The sequence below is a fragment of the Sphaerisporangium krabiense genome (assembly GCF_014200435.1).
In the GTDB taxonomy this organism is placed as follows: domain Bacteria; phylum Actinomycetota; class Actinomycetes; order Streptosporangiales; family Streptosporangiaceae; genus Sphaerisporangium; species Sphaerisporangium krabiense.
In genome coordinates this window covers 301,897-316,253 of record NZ_JACHBR010000003.1, presented here as the reverse complement: position 1 = coordinate 316,253, position 14,357 = coordinate 301,897, and the positions used below count along the sequence as shown (strand labels likewise).

The following is a 14,357-nucleotide window of genomic DNA, read 5'->3' as shown; positions in this document are numbered from 1 at the left end:
GGGACAATGACCTGCGTGGATCGACCGCACGACCGGCACACCGGACCTCGCGCGCCCCGCCCGGCCGCGGCCCGGCCGCCGCGATGACCGCCCCAGGGCCGGCGCCCCGCACGCGCCACGGCCGCCGGCCGGATGCCCGCGGCCCCGCCGCGCCGGCCGGCGCGAACGGCGGCCGGCGGGCCGGAGGTGCCTGGGCGCCGGGCCGGGTGACGGGGCGAGTGGCGGGGCGGATGCGCGCGGTGGCCGCGGGCGGGCCGGTGGCGGGGCCGCGCGCGGTGGCCGTCGGCGGGGTGGTGGCGGTGGTGCTCGCGCTGGCCGAGACGATCGTCCGCGGCCACGGGGTGCCGGCGCGTTTCGCGCACACCGTCAGCGTGCCCGCCGGCGGGACGGTGCCGGTGATCGCGCCGCCGGCCGGGCCGCGCGACGTGACGGCCCTGGTGGTGCTCTGCCTGCTCGCGCTGGCCACCACGCTGCCGGTCGCGCTGCTGTGGTCGCAGCGGGCCGCGGCGGGCGTGGTGGTCACGGCGACGGTCGTGCTGTCGTTGACCGCCTTCCAGACCTTGACGGCGGCCGGCCTTGTCGCGCAGCTCGTGGCCGGGTACCGGCTCGGGCACGGCGGCCGGGGCGGCCTCGCCGTGGCGCTGGCCGCGCCGTTCCCGCTGCTGGCCCTGGCGGGGCCGCCGGACGGCGAGGCGGGCGTGCTGACGGTGCTGCTGGCCTCGCTGGCCCCGGCCGCGGCGCTGGCGGGGATCGCCCGGCGGGCCCGCGGCCAGGCGCGGCGTGACACCGCCGCCCGGCAGGTCGCCGCCGAGAGCCTGCTGGAGCACACCGCGCGCGGCGAGCGCGCCCGCATCGCGCGCGAGCTGCACGACGTGGTGGCCCACCACATCTCGATGGTGGCCGTGCAGGCCGAGACGGCCCGGCTGACCACGCCCGGCATGCCGCCGGCGGGGGCCGAGCGGCTGTCGGCCATCGGCGACACCGCCCGGGCGGCGCTGACCGAGATGCGGCGGCTGCTCGGGGTGTTGCGCGAGGACGCCAAGGGCGAGGCCGAGGGGGCGCAGCGGCGGCCTCAGCCGGGGCTTCGGCTGGGGGAGCTCAACGAGCTGGTCGACGGCGCCCGCCAGGCGTCGGGGTCGGCCACGCGGCTCATCCTGCGCGGCCCGGCCGAGCCGCTGGATCCCGGGGTCGAGCTGGCGGCCTACCGTATCGTCCAGGAGGCCCTGACCAACGCCCGGCGGCACGCGCCCGGCGCCGCCGTCGACGTCGAGCTGCACTACACCGGCCAGGACCTGCGGCTCCGCGTCCGCGACAACGGTCCCGGGCCTTCGGCGTCCGCGGCGGGGCACGGGCTGGCGGGCATGCGCGAACGCGCGGCGGCCGTCGGCGGCGACCTGCGCGCCGGCCCCGCCACCGGCGGCGGGTTCCTGATCGAGGCCCGCCTGCCCGCGGGCGGGGAGCGGTGAGGGCCGGTGCGCCGGCCGCAGGGACGCGGGAGCAGGGCCGGTGAGCGACGCCGGGTCCGTCGGCGCCGATGTCGCCGGGAGGGGGGATGAGGATGCCGGGTGCCGTGCGGGTCGTGGTCGCCGATGATCACGCCGTGGTGCGGAGCGGGTTCGCCGGGCTGCTGGCCACCCAGGTGGACTTCGAGGTGGCCGGGACCGCCGCCGACGGCGCCGAGGCCGTGCGCCTGTGCGAGCAGGTGGCGCCGGATGTGGTGCTCATGGACGTGCGCATGCCGGTCATGGACGGCATCGAGGCCACCCGCCGCCTGGCCGCCGCGGGCGGCGGCGGGCCGCGCGTGCTCATCCTCACCACCTTCGACCTGGACGAGTACGTCTACGACGCGCTGCGCGCCGGGGCCAGCGGGTTCCTGCTCAAGGACGTCACCGCCGAGCGGCTGTTCGACGCCGTGCGCGTCATCGCGGCCGGGGAGGCGCTGCTGGCCCCGGCGGTCACCCGCCGCCTGATCGGCGAGTTCGCCCGCCTGCGCCCCGGCGCGGGGCCGTCCTCCCCGGCGGCGCTCGCGGCGCTGACCCCGCGCGAGACCGAGGTGCTGCGCCTGGTCGCCGAGGGCCTGTCCAACCCGGAGGTCGCCGCCCGGCTGACCGTCACCGAGGAGACCGTCAAGACCCACGTCAGCCGCGTGCTCGCCAAGCTCGGCCTGCGCGACAGGACCCAGGCGGTGGTGGCCGCCTACGAGACCGGCCTGGTGGTGCCCCGCTCACGCGGCGGCTGACCTCCGCCCCGGCGGGATCACCGGCGGCGTCCCGGTCAGGCGGGCACGTCCCACAGTTAGGGTACGGGCGCCGACGAGCCGGCCGATGCGGGCGAGCACCTCCCCGCATGGGCGGGCAGGCGGCGGCCGTCGCGCAGGCGCAGCGCCACCTCCTCGGCGGCGGCCTCCCGCGAGCCGATCACGGCCTGGTAGGGCGCCAGCCGCTCGCGCCGCACCCGCGCCGCGAGCCCACCCCGCTCCGGGCCGCAGACCCGCGCGCGCAGCCCCTGGCCCAGGCAGCGCTCCAGCAGCCGCCCGCCCGCCTCGCGCTCGGCGTAGGAGAAGCGCGCGCCCCTGGCGCGTCGGCCGGGCCTACGCGGAACGGCTAGTCCGAAGACCCTATTTTGGGACGGTTCCATAATGTCGCGATAGGACCGAAACGATAGTTCCGCTTGCAACGGGTCGGCGGGCTACGGTGGCGGCGCATCCCCCAACCTTCTAGGAGTACCCATGCTCCGAAACCGCGCGGTCACCGCCGCATGCGTTCTCGCCGCCGGCGTGCTGGCCCTGCTGGTCTCTCCGGCCGGTGCAGAACCCAAAATTTCGGACCAGTCCGCAAACGCCTCAATCAAGCCCCCGCCGGGTATGGTCCAGGCTCTCCAGCGGGACCTCGGACTCACCGCCGCGCAGGCCGAGTCGCGCCTGCTCAACGAGTCCCGCCTGACGAACGTCGAGGCCAAGATCCGCAAGCAGCTCGGCGGGGGCTTCGCGGGCTCCTGGCTGAGCGGCCCGACCTCCTCCACCCTCACGGTCGCCACCAGCGACGCTTCGGCGACGTCGCAGGTGAGCGGTGCCGGCGTCCAGGTCAAGGTGGTCAAGCACAGCCTGGCCTCCCTGAACGCCGCCAAGGACGCCCTCGACAAGGCCAGCGCCAAGACCGCCACGAGGTCGGCGCCGGTGTGGTACGTCGACGTGCGGACCAACAGCGTCGTCGTGCAGGCCTCCAAGCCCGCCGACGCCGAGGCCTTCATCGCGGCCAGTGGCGCCGACCGGAGCGCCGTGCGCGTCGAGGTGTCGAACGAGACTCCGCAGACGTTCTACGACCTGCGCGGCGGCGACGCCTACTACATCGGCAGCGGCAGCCGCTGCTCGATCGGCTTCCCGGCCACCCGCGGCACCCAGGGCGGCTTCGTCAGCGCCGGCCACTGCGGCTCGGCCGGCGCCACGACCACCGGCTCCAACCGCGTCGCCCAGGGCACCTTCCAGGGTTCGTCCTTCCCGACCAACGACTACTCGTGGATCGCGACGAACTCCAACTGGACCCCGCAGCCGTGGGTGAACCAGAACGGCGGCAACCTGCAGGTCGCCGGCTCGACGGTGGCGGTCGAGGGCGCCTCGATCTGCCGCTCCGGCTCCACCACCGGCTGGCACTGCGGCAGCGTCCAGCAGCGCAACAGCAGCGTCACCTACTCCCAGGGCACCGTGTACGAGGTCACCCGTACCAACGTGTGCGCCGAGCCCGGTGACTCCGGCGGTTCGTTCATCTCCGGCAACCAGGCGCAGGGCGTGACCTCCGGCGGGTCGGGCAACTGCTCCTCGGGCGGCACGACCTACTTCCAGCCCGTCAACGAGATCCTCTCGGTCTACGGCCTGACGCTGAAGACCACCGGCAGCGGCCCCGGCCCCAGCCCCACCTCCGGCCCCACCGACCCGCCCAGTGGGTCGTGGGCGGCCGGTACGGCGTACAAGGCCGGTGACGTCGTGACCTACAACGGCGTGACCTACCGCTGCCTGCAGCCGCACACCGCCCTCCAGGGCTGGGAGCCGCCGAACGTTCCCGCTCTGTGGGCGACCGCCTGACCCGATCCCCTGCGGGCTCCGCTTCCGTGAACGTCCCACGTGAACGCCAGCGGAGGCGGGGCCTGCCGGCACGTGAGCACTCTGACCGACGATGCTGTATCCCAGGCAGACCTGGGGGGACGGAACCCAGCCAGGGCAGGGTGCGCAACTGGACGGCAAGCCCGAGGCGATCGGCTGGTCCCCGCCCCCGGCCTGGATCGATGAACTCCACGTCCGCCGCCGTCAACGTGAAGAACCGGATCAGCTCCTCGCGGCCGATCTCCGGGAACGACCGCAGTCGCGCCTGGTCTCTTCGTCGGTGAGCACCCGGGTCGCCAACGCGCCTCACCCGCCCAGTTCAACCCCCCCGAAGCCGTGCAGCCCGCTCCGGCCGCATGGACGCGCGTCCTTTTCCCCGCGCGGTCAGCCGCCGGTGACGCAGGCGCGCACCGCCGCGACCAGGCGGGTGGCGCGTGCGTCTCCGTAGCCGACCATGCGGTTGGCGACATAGGCGAAGCCCACCCCGAACTCGTCGTCGCCGAACGCGAACTGGCCGCCCGCGCCGTCGTTGCCGAAGCCGCGCGGGCCCAGCAGGGGACGGAACGCGCAGTCCAGCAGGAAGCCCGAGCCCCAGCGCTGGCCGGCGTCCATGCCCGACCAGGTCTTCCCGGAGGAGACCTCGCCGACCGCGCCGGTGAGGGTGTCGCGGGTGAGCAGCGGAGCCGTGCCGTCGATCCCGGTCACGGCCGCGGCGTACACCCCGGCCAGGCCGCTCGCCGAGGCCACCGCGCCCGCCCCGGGGATCTCGGCGCCGAGCAGCGCCGGGTCGTTCCACCCGCGTGGCTCCTCCAGGCCGGGGAAGGCGAAGGCGCCGTTCATCGTCACCATGCGCATGATCAGCGACTCGGCGGGCGGCATCGGGGGCCGTCCCTCGGCCTCGGCCAGCCGGGCCAGGTGGCTCGACTCCCGCGCCGGCAGGCCGATCCAGGCCCGCAGCCCGAGCGCGTCGCCGAACGCGCGGCGGAAGTAGGCGCCGGGGGTGAGGCCGGTGATCCGGCGGATCACCTCGCCGACCAGGAAGCCGAAGACGTGCGCGTGGTACTCGTAGGCCGTGCCCGGCTCCCACAGCGGGCGCTGCTCCTCGATCGCGCGCACCACGGGCGTCCAGGCCAGCACCTCCTCGAAGGACAATGTCCGGTCCAGCACGGGCAGCCCGGCGCGGTGGCCGAGCACCATGCGCGTGGTGATGGCCTCCTTGCCCGCGGCGGCGAACTCCGGCCAGTAGCGGGCCACGGGGGCGTCCAGGTCCAGCCGTCCTTGCTGGGCGAGCAGGTGGGCGCAGACGCTCACGATGCCCTTGGCGCAGGAGAAGACCGGGACGACGGTGTCACGCTCGAAGGCGCGGCCGGTGCGCGCGTCGGCGACGCCGCCCCACAGTTCGACGACCTTGCGCCCGCCCGCGTAGACGGTGACGGCCGCGCCCAGCTCGCCGGGGTCGGCGAAGTTCGCGGCGAACGCCTCCGCCACGGCTCCGAAGCCTTCGTCGGCCCAGCCGTTGTGCTCCACGTCCCGATCTCCTTGCTCGTGCCGGCGGCGGATCCGCGCACGGCACCTGACCGGCACCGTCACCGGCGTTGTGACCGGGACAGGCTACGCGGCGCACGGCGGCCCGCTCCAGCGATTTACCGGCGCGCGCGGCGGTGGACGTGGTCAGGCGGCCTGCCCCGCGAGGGCCTCCTGGGGGCAGGTGACGAGGATCTCGCCGGTGTCGCGGTCGGAGACGGCCGAGTAGCCGGCGCCGGTGAGCACGGTCAGCAGCGCCAGGTGGACCGCTTCCCGTACCAGCCGGTGGGCGGCCGGGTTGCGGGTGCGCAGGGCGGCGGTCTGCCAGCTCACCACCACTCCGCGGGCCGGATCGTCATGGAGCCGCACGTCGGACTCGATGGCGCCGGCGGCCGCGTCGACGAGGTAGCCGGCGCGGGTGAGCTCGAGGCGGATCGCGTCGATCGAGGGGGAGGGGGCGGCCAGGCAGGGCATCACGACAGTCTCCGCTGGGCTGATCAGGCGGCCGGCAGGTCCAGGCCGGGCAGATGGGCGGTGCGGGAGAAGAACGCGTTGATGTGCTGGACGGTGGCGGTCAGGCCGGTGAAGTCGACCGGCTTGGTGACGTAGGCGTTGGCGTGCAGCTGGTAGGAGGCGGTGATGTCCTCCTCCAGGCCCGAGGTGGTCAGGACGATCACGGGGATCGTGCGCAGCGCGGGGTCGGACTTGATGTGCGCCAGTACCGTGCGCCCGTCGCATTTGGGCAGGTTCAGGTCGAGCAGCACCAGGTCGGGACGGGAGGCGCCGGCGTAGTCCGCGTTCCGGTTCAGGTAGCTCAGGGCCTGCTCCCCGTCCGCCACCACGACCACCTCGGGGGAAGGGGTCAGGGCGTGGTGGGCCAGGGCTTCGCGGATCAGCAGCTGATCGCCGGGGTCGTCTTCCACGACCAGCAGGGACAACGCCCGCCGGGTCTGGCTCATCGGCTCACACCTCGCCGTGGTGGCGCGACGGCTGGTCGGCCGGGCGGACCTCGTCGTGACTGGTGAACATCGCCAGCAGCCCCGCGACGCGGTGGTCGGCCTCCGCCGGGTGGCGGAACGGGCGGCTGGCGTCGACGCTGTAGTGGTTGCGCCGTCCCACCCGGGTGCGGGTGAGGTAGCCGGCCTCCTCCAGGTCGGTCACGATGGTCTGGGCGGCACGCTCGGTGATGCCGATGCCGGCGGCGATGTCGCGCAGGCGCGCGTCGGGGGAGCGGGCGATCTCGACCAGCACCCGGGCGTGGTTGGTGAGGAAGGTCCAGCTCTTGTGGTCGGCTGCGTTCTCCGTCCCGTTGCGGGTCAATTGCCCGGCGAGTTCCACGGCCTCCTCCTTCGCCCGCGACTCCGGCCCCTGTGACCGGAACAGCAATGCACGATACACGACTACCGAATAATACTTCCTGAATCGTATCTCGTCACTAGTCGTTCGTGTGACGCGTGCGAGGCGGGGGTCACGGCTCGATCAGGCCCGCGCGGATGGCGTGGCGGGTGAGCTCCAGACGGTCGCGCAGGCCGAGCTTGGCCAGGACGTTGGCGCGGTGCCGTTCCACCGTCTTGACGCTGATCACCAGCATGTCGGCGATCTGCTTGCTGGAGTTGCCCTCGGCGATGAGCTTGACGATCTCCTCCTCGCGCGGGGTCAGCACGGACTCGGGCGCCGGCTCGCCCTGCCGGTGGCGCAGCAGGTAGTCGCGGATCAGCGCGGTCACCGCGCCCGGGTAGAGGAACGGCTCGCCGCGCATGGCGGCCCGGCAGGCCTCCAGCAGGTCGCGGTCGGCGACCGACTTGAGCACGTATCCGCAGGCGCCCGCCTTCAGCGACTCGAACAGGTACTGCTCGTTGTCGTACATCGACAGCATGAGCAGGCGGATGCCCGGCGCCCGGCGGGAGATCTCGCGGGCGGCCTGGATGCCGGTCATGCGCGGCATGGCGATGTCCAGGATCGCCAGGTCCACGCCGGGGTCCGCCCCGGAGCGGGTGGCCAGCTCGACCGCCTCGGCGCCGTCGCCCGCCTCGGCCACCACGGTCAGGTCGGGCTCGGCGTCCAGGATCATGCGCAGCCCGTGCCGGACCAGCGCGTGGTCGTCGGCGAGCAGGATCCGGGTCGGGCGGCCGCTGGTCATGTCGCCTCCCGCGACGAGGAGGGGACGGCGCGCGCGGGGCCCGGGGCGGGCACGGTGAGCCGCACCTCGGTGCCGCCGCCCGGCCGCTCGCCGATGGTCAGGTCGGCGCCGATGAGCAGCGCGCGCTCGCGCATGCCGCGGACGCCGGTGCCCTCGCGGATCGGCCCGCCGCGCCCGTCGTCGGCGATGCGCAGCACCACCGCGCCCTCGCCCTCGGCGCGCAGGGAGACCTCCACGCGGGAGGCGCGGGCGTGGCGCGCCACGTTGGTCAGGCCCTCCTGGGCGATGCGGTAGATCACCAGCTCGGCCTCCCCGCCCAGCCCGGGCAGCCGCGCGTCCAGCAGACGGGTGACCGGCACGCCGCTGACCTCGGAGAACTCGCTCATCAACGCGTTCATCGCGGCCCGGAGGCCGAGATCGTCCAGCACGCCGGGCCGCAGACGGCGGGCGATGCGGCGCACCTCGTCCAGGCTGGCGCGGACGGTCTCCTGCACCGTGCGCAGGTCCTCGCGCAGATCCTCCGGCGCCCGGTCCACGCCGCGCTTGAGGCCGAGCAGCACCACGGTCAGGCTCTGGCCGATCTCGTCGTGCAGCTCGCGGGCGATGCGCTGCCGCTCGGCCTCCTGGGCGGCCAGGGCATGGGCGCTGCTGGTGCTGCGCTCGGCCTCCAGCCGGTCGAGCATGGCGTTGAACGTCCCGACCAGGGCGCCGAGCTCGCCGCCGCCCGGCTCGGTGCAGCGCGCCGAGGGACGCAGCAGGTCCACCCGTTCCATCAGCGCGGTCAGCGCGGTCAGCGGCGCCAGGCCGCGGCGCAGCAGCAGCGCGTTGGCGCCCAGCATCAGCGCGAGCCCGGCCGCCAGGACGGGCACCTCGGTGAGCAGCACAGGGGAGGAGATCGTCGCCGGGGACACCGCCAGGAACGTCAGCCCGGCGGCGAACACCAGCCCGTTGATCAGCATGATCCGCCCGAGCAGCGCCGAGGCCATCGGACGGGCGCGCTCGCGCGCGTCCCTTCCCGGCCCGGCGTGGCGGCTGGCTGCAGCGGTCATGCCTCCAGCCTGCCGGACCCGGGCGCGCGGCGTCCATCGGCGTCCCCCCTCATCCGCGCGGCACGCCACCCGCACGCGCCGTCCCGGTCTACAGGGTCACCACCAGCGAAAATGGGTGCCGGCACCGATGGCGGGGCTCCGGTGGCGGGCGAGAGACTGGACGACGGGGATCCCCACCAGATGACGCCGCCCGCGGCGGCCCGGCGAAAAGGGGCCGCGCCGGGCGGGGGCCGGGCGGGACGACCGGCCGTGGCAGGACGGCGGGCCCGGACCGGCGGGCCGGCCACCCCGGCCACCACGCACCACATATCGACATATCGACGGAGGTTCTTTGGTGAACGCCCCACCGGCCGCCACGGTCACCGGCTCACCCCTGGCGATGGTCGCCAGAATCGTGCCCATCGTGGCCGTGGCCATGCTGATCGGGGTGTGGGGACGCGAGCTGCCCGTCCCCGTCGAGGTCGTCGTGGTGGGGCTGCTGGCGGCCGCGGTGCTGGCCGCGGTCCACCACGCCGAGGTGGTCGCGCACCGGGTGGGGGAGCCGTTCGGCTCGCTGATCCTGGCCGTGGCCGTCACCGTCATCGAGGTCGGCCTCATCATCACCTTGATGGTCAGCGGCGGGCCGGCCACCGCCTCCCTGGCCAGGGACACCGTCTTCGCCGCCGTCATGATCACCTGTAACGGCATCGTGGGACTGTCGCTGCTGGTCGCCGCCCTGCGCACCCGCACCGCCCGCTTCAACGCCGAAGGCACGGGCGCGGCGCTCACCACCGTGATCACGCTGGCGACGCTCAGCCTGGTGCTCCCCACCTTCACCACCAGCGCCCGGGGCCCGGAGTTCTCCACCCCGCAGCTCGCCTTCGCCGCGTTCGCCTCCCTCATCCTGTACGCGCTGTTCGTCTTCGTGCAGAACGTGCGCCATCGCGACTACTTCCTCGCCCCCGGCGCCCGCGAGTCCCGAGACGGGGAGGAGGACGACACCCACGCGGCCAGCCCGTCCAACCGCACCGCCATGATCAGCCTCGTGCTGCTGCTGGCGGCCCTGGCCGCGGTCGTCGGCCTGGCCAAGGTGGAGTCCGGCACGATCGAGCACAGCGTCGCCGCCGCCGGGTTGCCGCAATCGGTGGTCGGCGTGGTCATCGCGCTGCTGGTCCTGCTGCCGGAGACCCTGGCCGCCGCGCGCAACGCCCGCCGCAACCGTACCCAGATCAGCCTCAATCTGGCCCTCGGCTCGGCCATGGCCAGCATCGGCCTGACCATCCCGGCCATCGCCGTGGCCTCGATCTGGCTGTCGGGCCCGCTCGTGCTCGGCCTCGGCGCCACCCAGATCGTGCTGCTGGCCCTCACCGCCGGGGTCGGCATCCTCACCGTCATGCCCGGCCGCTCCACCCTGCTCCAGGCCGCCGTCCACCTCGTGCTGTGCGCCGCCTACCTGTTCCTCGCCGCCAACCCCTGACGCCGCGCCACGAAAGATATGCTCGGCCTCCCCCGGGCGATGCGCCCGGGGACCGCTCCGAGTGAAGGGCCGGGGAGGACACGCCATGGCCACCGCTTCGCCCGTGTCGTTCGACGACGTCCGCGCGGCGGCCGCCCGCCTGGAGGGCGTCGCGCACCGCACCCCCGTCCTCACCTCGCGCACGCTGAACGCCCTGGTCGGCGCCGAGGTGTTCGTCAAGTGCGAGAACTTCCAGCGCGCCGGCGCCTTCAAGTTCCGCGGCGCCTACAACGCCGCCGCCCGGCTCGCCCCCGAGCGACTGGCCAGAGGCATCGCCGCCTACTCCTCGGGCAACCACGCCCAGGCCACGGCGCTGGCCGCCCGCGAGCTCGGCACGAGCGCCGTCATCCTGATGCCCGCGGACGCCCCCCGCTCCAAGACGGCGGCCACCGCCGCCTACGGCGCGCGGATCGTCACCTACGACCGCTACACCGAGGACCGCGCCGCGCTCTGCCGCGCCCTGGCCGAGGAGCACGGCCTGGCGCTCATCCCGCCCTACGACCACCCGGACGTCATCGCCGGCCAGGGCACCGCCGCCCTGGAACTGCTCCAGGAGACCGGGGAGCTCGGCGCCCTCGTCGTGCCCGTCGGCGGGGGCGGCCTCATGGCCGGCAGCGCGATCACGGCCCGGGCGCTGCACCCCGCGATCCGGCTCATCGGCGTGGAACCGGAGAACGGCGACGACACCAAGCGCTCCCTGGAGAGCGGGGAGCGCGTCACCATCCCCGTGCCCCGCACCATCGCCGACGGCCAGGCGCTGGCCACCCCCGGCGAGATCACCTTCGCCGTCAACCGCGGCCTGGTCGACGCGGTCGCGCTCGCCGGCGAGGAGGAGATCGTCCAGGCCATGCGTTTCGCCTTCGAACGCCTGAAGGTCGTCCTGGAACCCAGCGGCGCGACCGCGCTGGCCGCCCTCATGGCCGGGCGCGCCGGCCCCCTCCCGCGCCGGGTCGGCGTCATCGCCTCCGGCGGCAACATCGACGCCCGCAGGTTCCGCGAACTCCTCGGCGACTGACCCCCGCCCGCCGCCACGGCGGGCGGGTTCGCGGCGCTCCAGGCGACGGGCGGGGCCGGTGCGGCCGCTCGGCCGGCGGGCGCACCACGGTGGCCGGATCAGTCGGCGGGCGTGCCGAACCAGCGGGAGAGGTGGTCGTCCAGGTCCTGCTGATCGTCGCCGATCCAGGCGACGTGGCCGTCGGGGCGTAGCAGGACGCACGGGACATCCAGCACCGCGGTGGGGTCCGCGAGGTGGTCGACCCGGTCCGACCAGCGGCCGGCGGTCAGGCGTTCGGTGCGGTCCAGCAGCAGGCCGCGGCCGCGATGCAGCAGACCGTAGAGGCGGCCCTGTTTCACGTCGATGTCGGGCAGGCGGCGGCCGAGCAGGTCGGGGCCCTCGCCGAAGTCGTAGCGGATGCCGATCGCGGTGATCTTCTCGATCAGGTGGCGGTTCACCTCCTCGAAGTCCATCAGTTCGGTGAGCAGCCTGCGCACGGCCCGCGGGCCCGGTTCGGGGGACAGCAGCTCCATCTGGGCGCGGGTGTTGTCCAGCACGTCCGCGGCGACCGGATGACGTTCGGCCTGGTAGGTGTCCAGCAGGGTTTCCGGCGCCCAGCCGCGGATCTGCGCGGCCAGTTTCCAGCCGAGGTTGATCGCGTCCTGAACGCCCAGGTTGAGGCCCTGACCGCCGGTGGGCGGGTGGATGTGCGCCGCGTCGCCGGCCAGCAGCACCCGCCCGACCCGGTACCGCTCGGCCAGCCGGGTGGCATCGCCGAAGCGGGACAGCCAGCGCGGGGAGTGCACGCCGAAATCGGTTCCGGCGATGGCGCGCAGCTGCTGCCGGAAATCCTCGAGGGTGGGCGGTTCCGCGCGGTCGCCGACTCCCGCGGCGGGGACCACGACGCTGTAGACCCCTCCGCCGAAGGGCCGGAGCCAGAACGGCCGGTGAGGCTCGCCGACCTCGGCCACCTTGGCGGCGATCTCCTCCTGCGGCACACCCACTTCCATCTCGCCCATCAGCGTCTCGTTCCGCGAGGGCTCGCCGGGGAAGCCGACGCCGAGCAGTTTGCGCACCGTGCTGCGCCCGCCGTCACAGCCGACGAGATAGCGCGACCGCAGCCGTTCCCCGCCGGCCAGCTCGACGGTCACCCCCTCCTCGTCCTGCGCGAAACCGGTCACCGCACAACCGCGCCGGACGTGCGCGCCCCGTTCGATCGCATGCTCTTCCAGCAGACGTTCGATGACCGGCTGCGGGATGCCCAGCAGATAGGCGTGCGCGGAGTCCAGGCCCTTGGGCGCGGGTTTGGCGATGGCGGCGAAGAAACCGCCGGCCGGACGCGGTCTTCCATGCGGGAGAAGGCGATCCAGCAGGCCGCGCATCGCCATCAGCTCGAGGCTGCGAATGTGCAGGCCGACAATGCGGACGAACGACTTGGGCGCGGTTTCCTTCTCCAGGACGAGTACCCGCACGTCGTGCAGCCGTAGTTCGGCGGCCAGCATCGCGCCGGTCGGCCCGCACCCGGCGATGATCACATCGAACATGAGGGGTGCGCGGTCGGCGCCGGAGTCCGGCGAGCGGAGTCCGGGGACGTCGCCCGAGGCGGAGCCGGGCTCGGCCATGTCGTGCGGCGACGGCTCGGCGTTGAACTGCGGAGCATGCATAGGTGTTGCCTTTCGGGAGTGCCTTGGTGGCGAGGCGCTCCCGGCGACACCTACGTCAATCGCCCGGCCGTGACGGAAAGGGGGAGCACCCACATCGATACAGCGTTCATGGGTCTCACCTCCTCGGGCGGTGTCACGGTCGAGTGCAAGCTACAAGCCCGAGCGTCATGCCGTCCACCCCTTTTCCAGCCACATGATCACGGCTCCGAAGGGGCCCGTACGGCTACCCTGTGATACCGTATAGTGGTACTTGGTGCCACATAGTACCGAGGCGGCGAAGAGGATCGGGATGGACGACCTGACGGAGATGCTGAAGGGCACGCTCGAGGGCTGCGTGCTCGAGATCATCGGCAGCGAGGAGACCTACGGGTACGCCATCACGCGCCGGCTGAACGAACTCGGCTTCGCCGGCGTCATCGAAGGAACGGTGTACACCATCCTGCTGCGACTGGAGAAGAACGGGCTCGTCCAGGTGACGAAACGACCGTCCGGGCTGGGCCCGCCGCGAAAGTTCTACGCGCTCAATGACGCGGGGCGCGCAGAACTCGCGACGTTCTGGGCGAAATGGGAGTACCTCTCATCGCGGATCGACAAGCTCAAGGAGGGGGGGAGATGAACTTCTGGGAGACCATCACCGGCAGCGATCTCACCAGGGAATGGAAGACGTTCGAAGCCCGGGCCGCGGCATTGCCGGCCGACCACCGGGCGGCGTGGGAAGAGATCAAGGTTCATCTTCTTTCCTACGGGGACTTCACAGGCCGAAACCTGATGCCGATTCTCGACGGCGCTCTGGGACTGCTCGAAGAGACGGCGTCGGAGGGGCAGAGCGTTCACGAGGTGCTCGGGGACGACATCGGGGGCTTCTGCGCGGCGCTGGCCGGCGGTGAGGGGGCCCGGAACTACCGCGACCGGTGGCGCGAGCAGTTGAACAGGAACGTCGCGAGGAAATTGGGCCGGCCAGGAGGCTGACGTGGGCATCCAAGACATCATCGAGGGCAAGAAGCAGTGGCGGGCGCACATGGCCCGGGTCAAGGCGCTCCCGCGGGACTACCGGATCGTCTACAAGGAGATCCAGAGGTACTTCTTCAAGGTCGGGCCGGTCGGGCTGACCGACGGGACCCTGCTCTCGGGGATCCTCGACTTCTTCGAGGAGGGGGCCGCCGCCGGCAAGGGAGTCCTGGAGCTCATCGGCGACGACGTCGCGGCCTTCTGCGACGACCTGGTGAAAGACTCGCCCACCTACGCGGACATCTACCAGGAATCCCTCCGCGGGGAATCCGGCACGGCCGAGAAGTAGCACCTGCGCCCCACGCCGCCGGCGGGCGCTCCTCGACCGGGACGCCCCTTTCTCCGGTCCGGGCGTTCATCGCCGGCGGGCGGGGCCGCCGAACGCTT

Annotated in this window: 16 protein-coding genes and 1 pseudogene; 8 read left to right on the top strand and 9 right to left on the bottom strand. The window is 73.4% G+C overall.

Annotated features, from left to right (window positions below; genetic code table 11):
• Nucleotides 1-230 precede the first annotated feature (230 nt).
• A complete protein-coding gene (locus BJ981_RS36415; protein WP_184618047.1) occupies nucleotides 231-1,466 on the top strand; it encodes a sensor histidine kinase in 1,236 nt (411 codons plus the stop codon).
• 92 nt (nucleotides 1,467-1,558) lie between these two features.
• A complete protein-coding gene (locus BJ981_RS36410) occupies nucleotides 1,559-2,239 on the top strand; it encodes a response regulator (protein WP_184618157.1) in 681 nt (226 codons plus the stop codon).
• A gap of 56 nt (nucleotides 2,240-2,295) precedes the next feature.
• On the opposite strand, the gene BJ981_RS37625 is transcribed toward BJ981_RS36410, so the two are convergent.
• Complete coding sequence (locus BJ981_RS37625) at nucleotides 2,296-2,637, bottom strand: hypothetical protein (RefSeq protein ID WP_204070110.1); 342 nt, start codon at nucleotides 2,635-2,637, stop codon at nucleotides 2,296-2,298.
• A gap of 226 nt (nucleotides 2,638-2,863) precedes the next feature.
• Between BJ981_RS37625 and BJ981_RS36400 the strand changes: the two genes are divergently transcribed.
• Complete coding sequence (locus BJ981_RS36400; RefSeq protein WP_239139079.1) at nucleotides 2,864-4,078, top strand: carbohydrate-binding protein; 1,215 nt, start codon at nucleotides 2,864-2,866, stop codon at nucleotides 4,076-4,078.
• 127 nt (nucleotides 4,079-4,205) lie between these two features.
• Here the strand turns inward: BJ981_RS36400 and BJ981_RS39745 are convergent.
• From BJ981_RS39745 to BJ981_RS36365, 7 genes and pseudogenes are all read right to left on the bottom strand, one after another.
• Nucleotides 4,206-4,406, bottom strand: a pseudogene (locus BJ981_RS39745) (DUF4158 domain-containing protein); the annotation flags it as partial.
• Between the two features lie 74 nt (nucleotides 4,407-4,480).
• On the bottom strand, nucleotides 4,481-5,623 hold the full coding sequence (locus BJ981_RS36390; RefSeq protein WP_184618045.1) for a serine hydrolase domain-containing protein: 1,143 nt from the start codon (nucleotides 5,621-5,623) through the stop codon (nucleotides 4,481-4,483).
• A 144-nt stretch (nucleotides 5,624-5,767) separates the two neighbouring features.
• Entirely contained in the window at nucleotides 5,768-6,097 is a 330-nt protein-coding gene (locus BJ981_RS36385; protein WP_184618044.1) for a hypothetical protein, read from the bottom strand.
• A 20-nt stretch (nucleotides 6,098-6,117) separates the two neighbouring features.
• Nucleotides 6,118-6,579 (bottom strand): response regulator, encoded by a 462-nt coding sequence (locus BJ981_RS36380; protein WP_184618043.1) that lies wholly within the window; start codon nucleotides 6,577-6,579, stop codon nucleotides 6,118-6,120.
• 4 nt (nucleotides 6,580-6,583) lie between these two features.
• Nucleotides 6,584-7,018 carry a helix-turn-helix transcriptional regulator gene (locus tag BJ981_RS36375; protein ID WP_239139078.1) on the bottom strand — a complete coding sequence of 145 codons (435 nt, stop codon included), beginning with the start codon at nucleotides 7,016-7,018 and terminating at the stop codon, nucleotides 6,584-6,586.
• Nucleotides 7,019-7,088: 70 nt separating this feature from the next.
• The gene (locus BJ981_RS36370) at nucleotides 7,089-7,760 is read right to left on the bottom strand and encodes a response regulator (protein ID WP_184618042.1); all 672 of its coding nucleotides are present in this window, start codon (nucleotides 7,758-7,760) and stop codon (nucleotides 7,089-7,091) included.
• A complete protein-coding gene (locus tag BJ981_RS36365; protein WP_184618041.1) occupies nucleotides 7,757-8,809 on the bottom strand; it encodes a HAMP domain-containing sensor histidine kinase in 1,053 nt (350 codons plus the stop codon). Before BJ981_RS36365 ends, BJ981_RS36370 begins: the two co-directional genes overlap by 4 nt.
• A 334-nt stretch (nucleotides 8,810-9,143) precedes the next feature.
• Between BJ981_RS36365 and BJ981_RS36360 the strand changes: the two genes are divergently transcribed.
• Together BJ981_RS36360 and BJ981_RS36355 are read left to right on the top strand one after the other, a co-directional pair.
• On the top strand, nucleotides 9,144-10,265 hold the full coding sequence (locus BJ981_RS36360; RefSeq protein ID WP_204070109.1) for a calcium:cation antiporter: 1,122 nt from the start codon (nucleotides 9,144-9,146) through the stop codon (nucleotides 10,263-10,265).
• Between the two features lie 85 nt (nucleotides 10,266-10,350).
• Entirely contained in the window at nucleotides 10,351-11,319 is a 969-nt protein-coding gene (locus tag BJ981_RS36355) for a pyridoxal-phosphate dependent enzyme (protein ID WP_184618040.1), read from the top strand.
• 98 nt (nucleotides 11,320-11,417) lie between these two features.
• Here BJ981_RS36355 and rox read toward each other — a convergent pair whose 3' ends face one another.
• Nucleotides 11,418-12,842 (bottom strand): rifampin monooxygenase, encoded by a 1,425-nt coding sequence (rox, locus tag BJ981_RS36350; RefSeq protein ID WP_204070134.1) that lies wholly within the window; start codon nucleotides 12,840-12,842, stop codon nucleotides 11,418-11,420.
• Between the two features lie 409 nt (nucleotides 12,843-13,251).
• Here rox and BJ981_RS36345 point away from each other — a divergent pair, with 409 nt between their 5' ends.
• From BJ981_RS36345 to BJ981_RS36335, 3 genes are read left to right on the top strand one after another with little or no spacing between them, the layout of a single operon-like run.
• Complete coding sequence (locus tag BJ981_RS36345; protein ID WP_184618038.1) at nucleotides 13,252-13,578, top strand: PadR family transcriptional regulator; 327 nt, start codon at nucleotides 13,252-13,254, stop codon at nucleotides 13,576-13,578.
• The gene (locus BJ981_RS36340) at nucleotides 13,575-13,931 is read left to right on the top strand and encodes a DUF1048 domain-containing protein (protein WP_184618037.1); all 357 of its coding nucleotides are present in this window, start codon (nucleotides 13,575-13,577) and stop codon (nucleotides 13,929-13,931) included. The genes BJ981_RS36345 and BJ981_RS36340 overlap by 4 nt, the downstream gene beginning before the upstream one ends.
• 1 nt (nucleotide 13,932) lies before the next feature.
• The gene (locus BJ981_RS36335) at nucleotides 13,933-14,259 is read left to right on the top strand and encodes a DUF1048 domain-containing protein (RefSeq protein ID WP_184618036.1); all 327 of its coding nucleotides are present in this window, start codon (nucleotides 13,933-13,935) and stop codon (nucleotides 14,257-14,259) included.
• Nucleotides 14,260-14,357 lie beyond the last annotated feature (98 nt).

Bases quoted from the DNA above. Each gene is read 5' to 3' on its own strand.
- BJ981_RS36415 (WP_184618047.1), top strand. From the start codon at position 231: ATGCGCGCGGTGGCCGCGGGCGGGCCGGTGGCGGGGCCGCGCGCGGTG.
- BJ981_RS36410 (WP_184618157.1), top strand. From the start codon at position 1,559: ATGCCGGGTGCCGTGCGGGTCGTGGTCGCCGATGATCACGCCGTGGTG.
- BJ981_RS37625 (WP_204070110.1), bottom strand. From the start codon at position 2,637: ATGGAACCGTCCCAAAATAGGGTCTTCGGACTAGCCGTTCCGCGTAGG.
- BJ981_RS36400 (WP_239139079.1), top strand. From the start codon at position 2,864: ATGGTCCAGGCTCTCCAGCGGGACCTCGGACTCACCGCCGCGCAGGCC.
- BJ981_RS36380 (WP_184618043.1), bottom strand. From the start codon at position 6,579: ATGAGCCAGACCCGGCGGGCGTTGTCCCTGCTGGTCGTGGAAGACGAC.
- BJ981_RS36370 (WP_184618042.1), bottom strand. From the start codon at position 7,760: ATGACCAGCGGCCGCCCGACCCGGATCCTGCTCGCCGACGACCACGCG.
- BJ981_RS36365 (WP_184618041.1), bottom strand. From the start codon at position 8,809: ATGACCGCTGCAGCCAGCCGCCACGCCGGGCCGGGAAGGGACGCGCGC.
- BJ981_RS36355 (WP_184618040.1), top strand. From the start codon at position 10,351: ATGGCCACCGCTTCGCCCGTGTCGTTCGACGACGTCCGCGCGGCGGCC.
- rox (WP_204070134.1), bottom strand. From the start codon at position 12,842: ATGTTCGATGTGATCATCGCCGGGTGCGGGCCGACCGGCGCGATGCTG.
- BJ981_RS36345 (WP_184618038.1), top strand. From the start codon at position 13,252: ATGGACGACCTGACGGAGATGCTGAAGGGCACGCTCGAGGGCTGCGTG.
- BJ981_RS36340 (WP_184618037.1), top strand. From the start codon at position 13,575: ATGAACTTCTGGGAGACCATCACCGGCAGCGATCTCACCAGGGAATGG.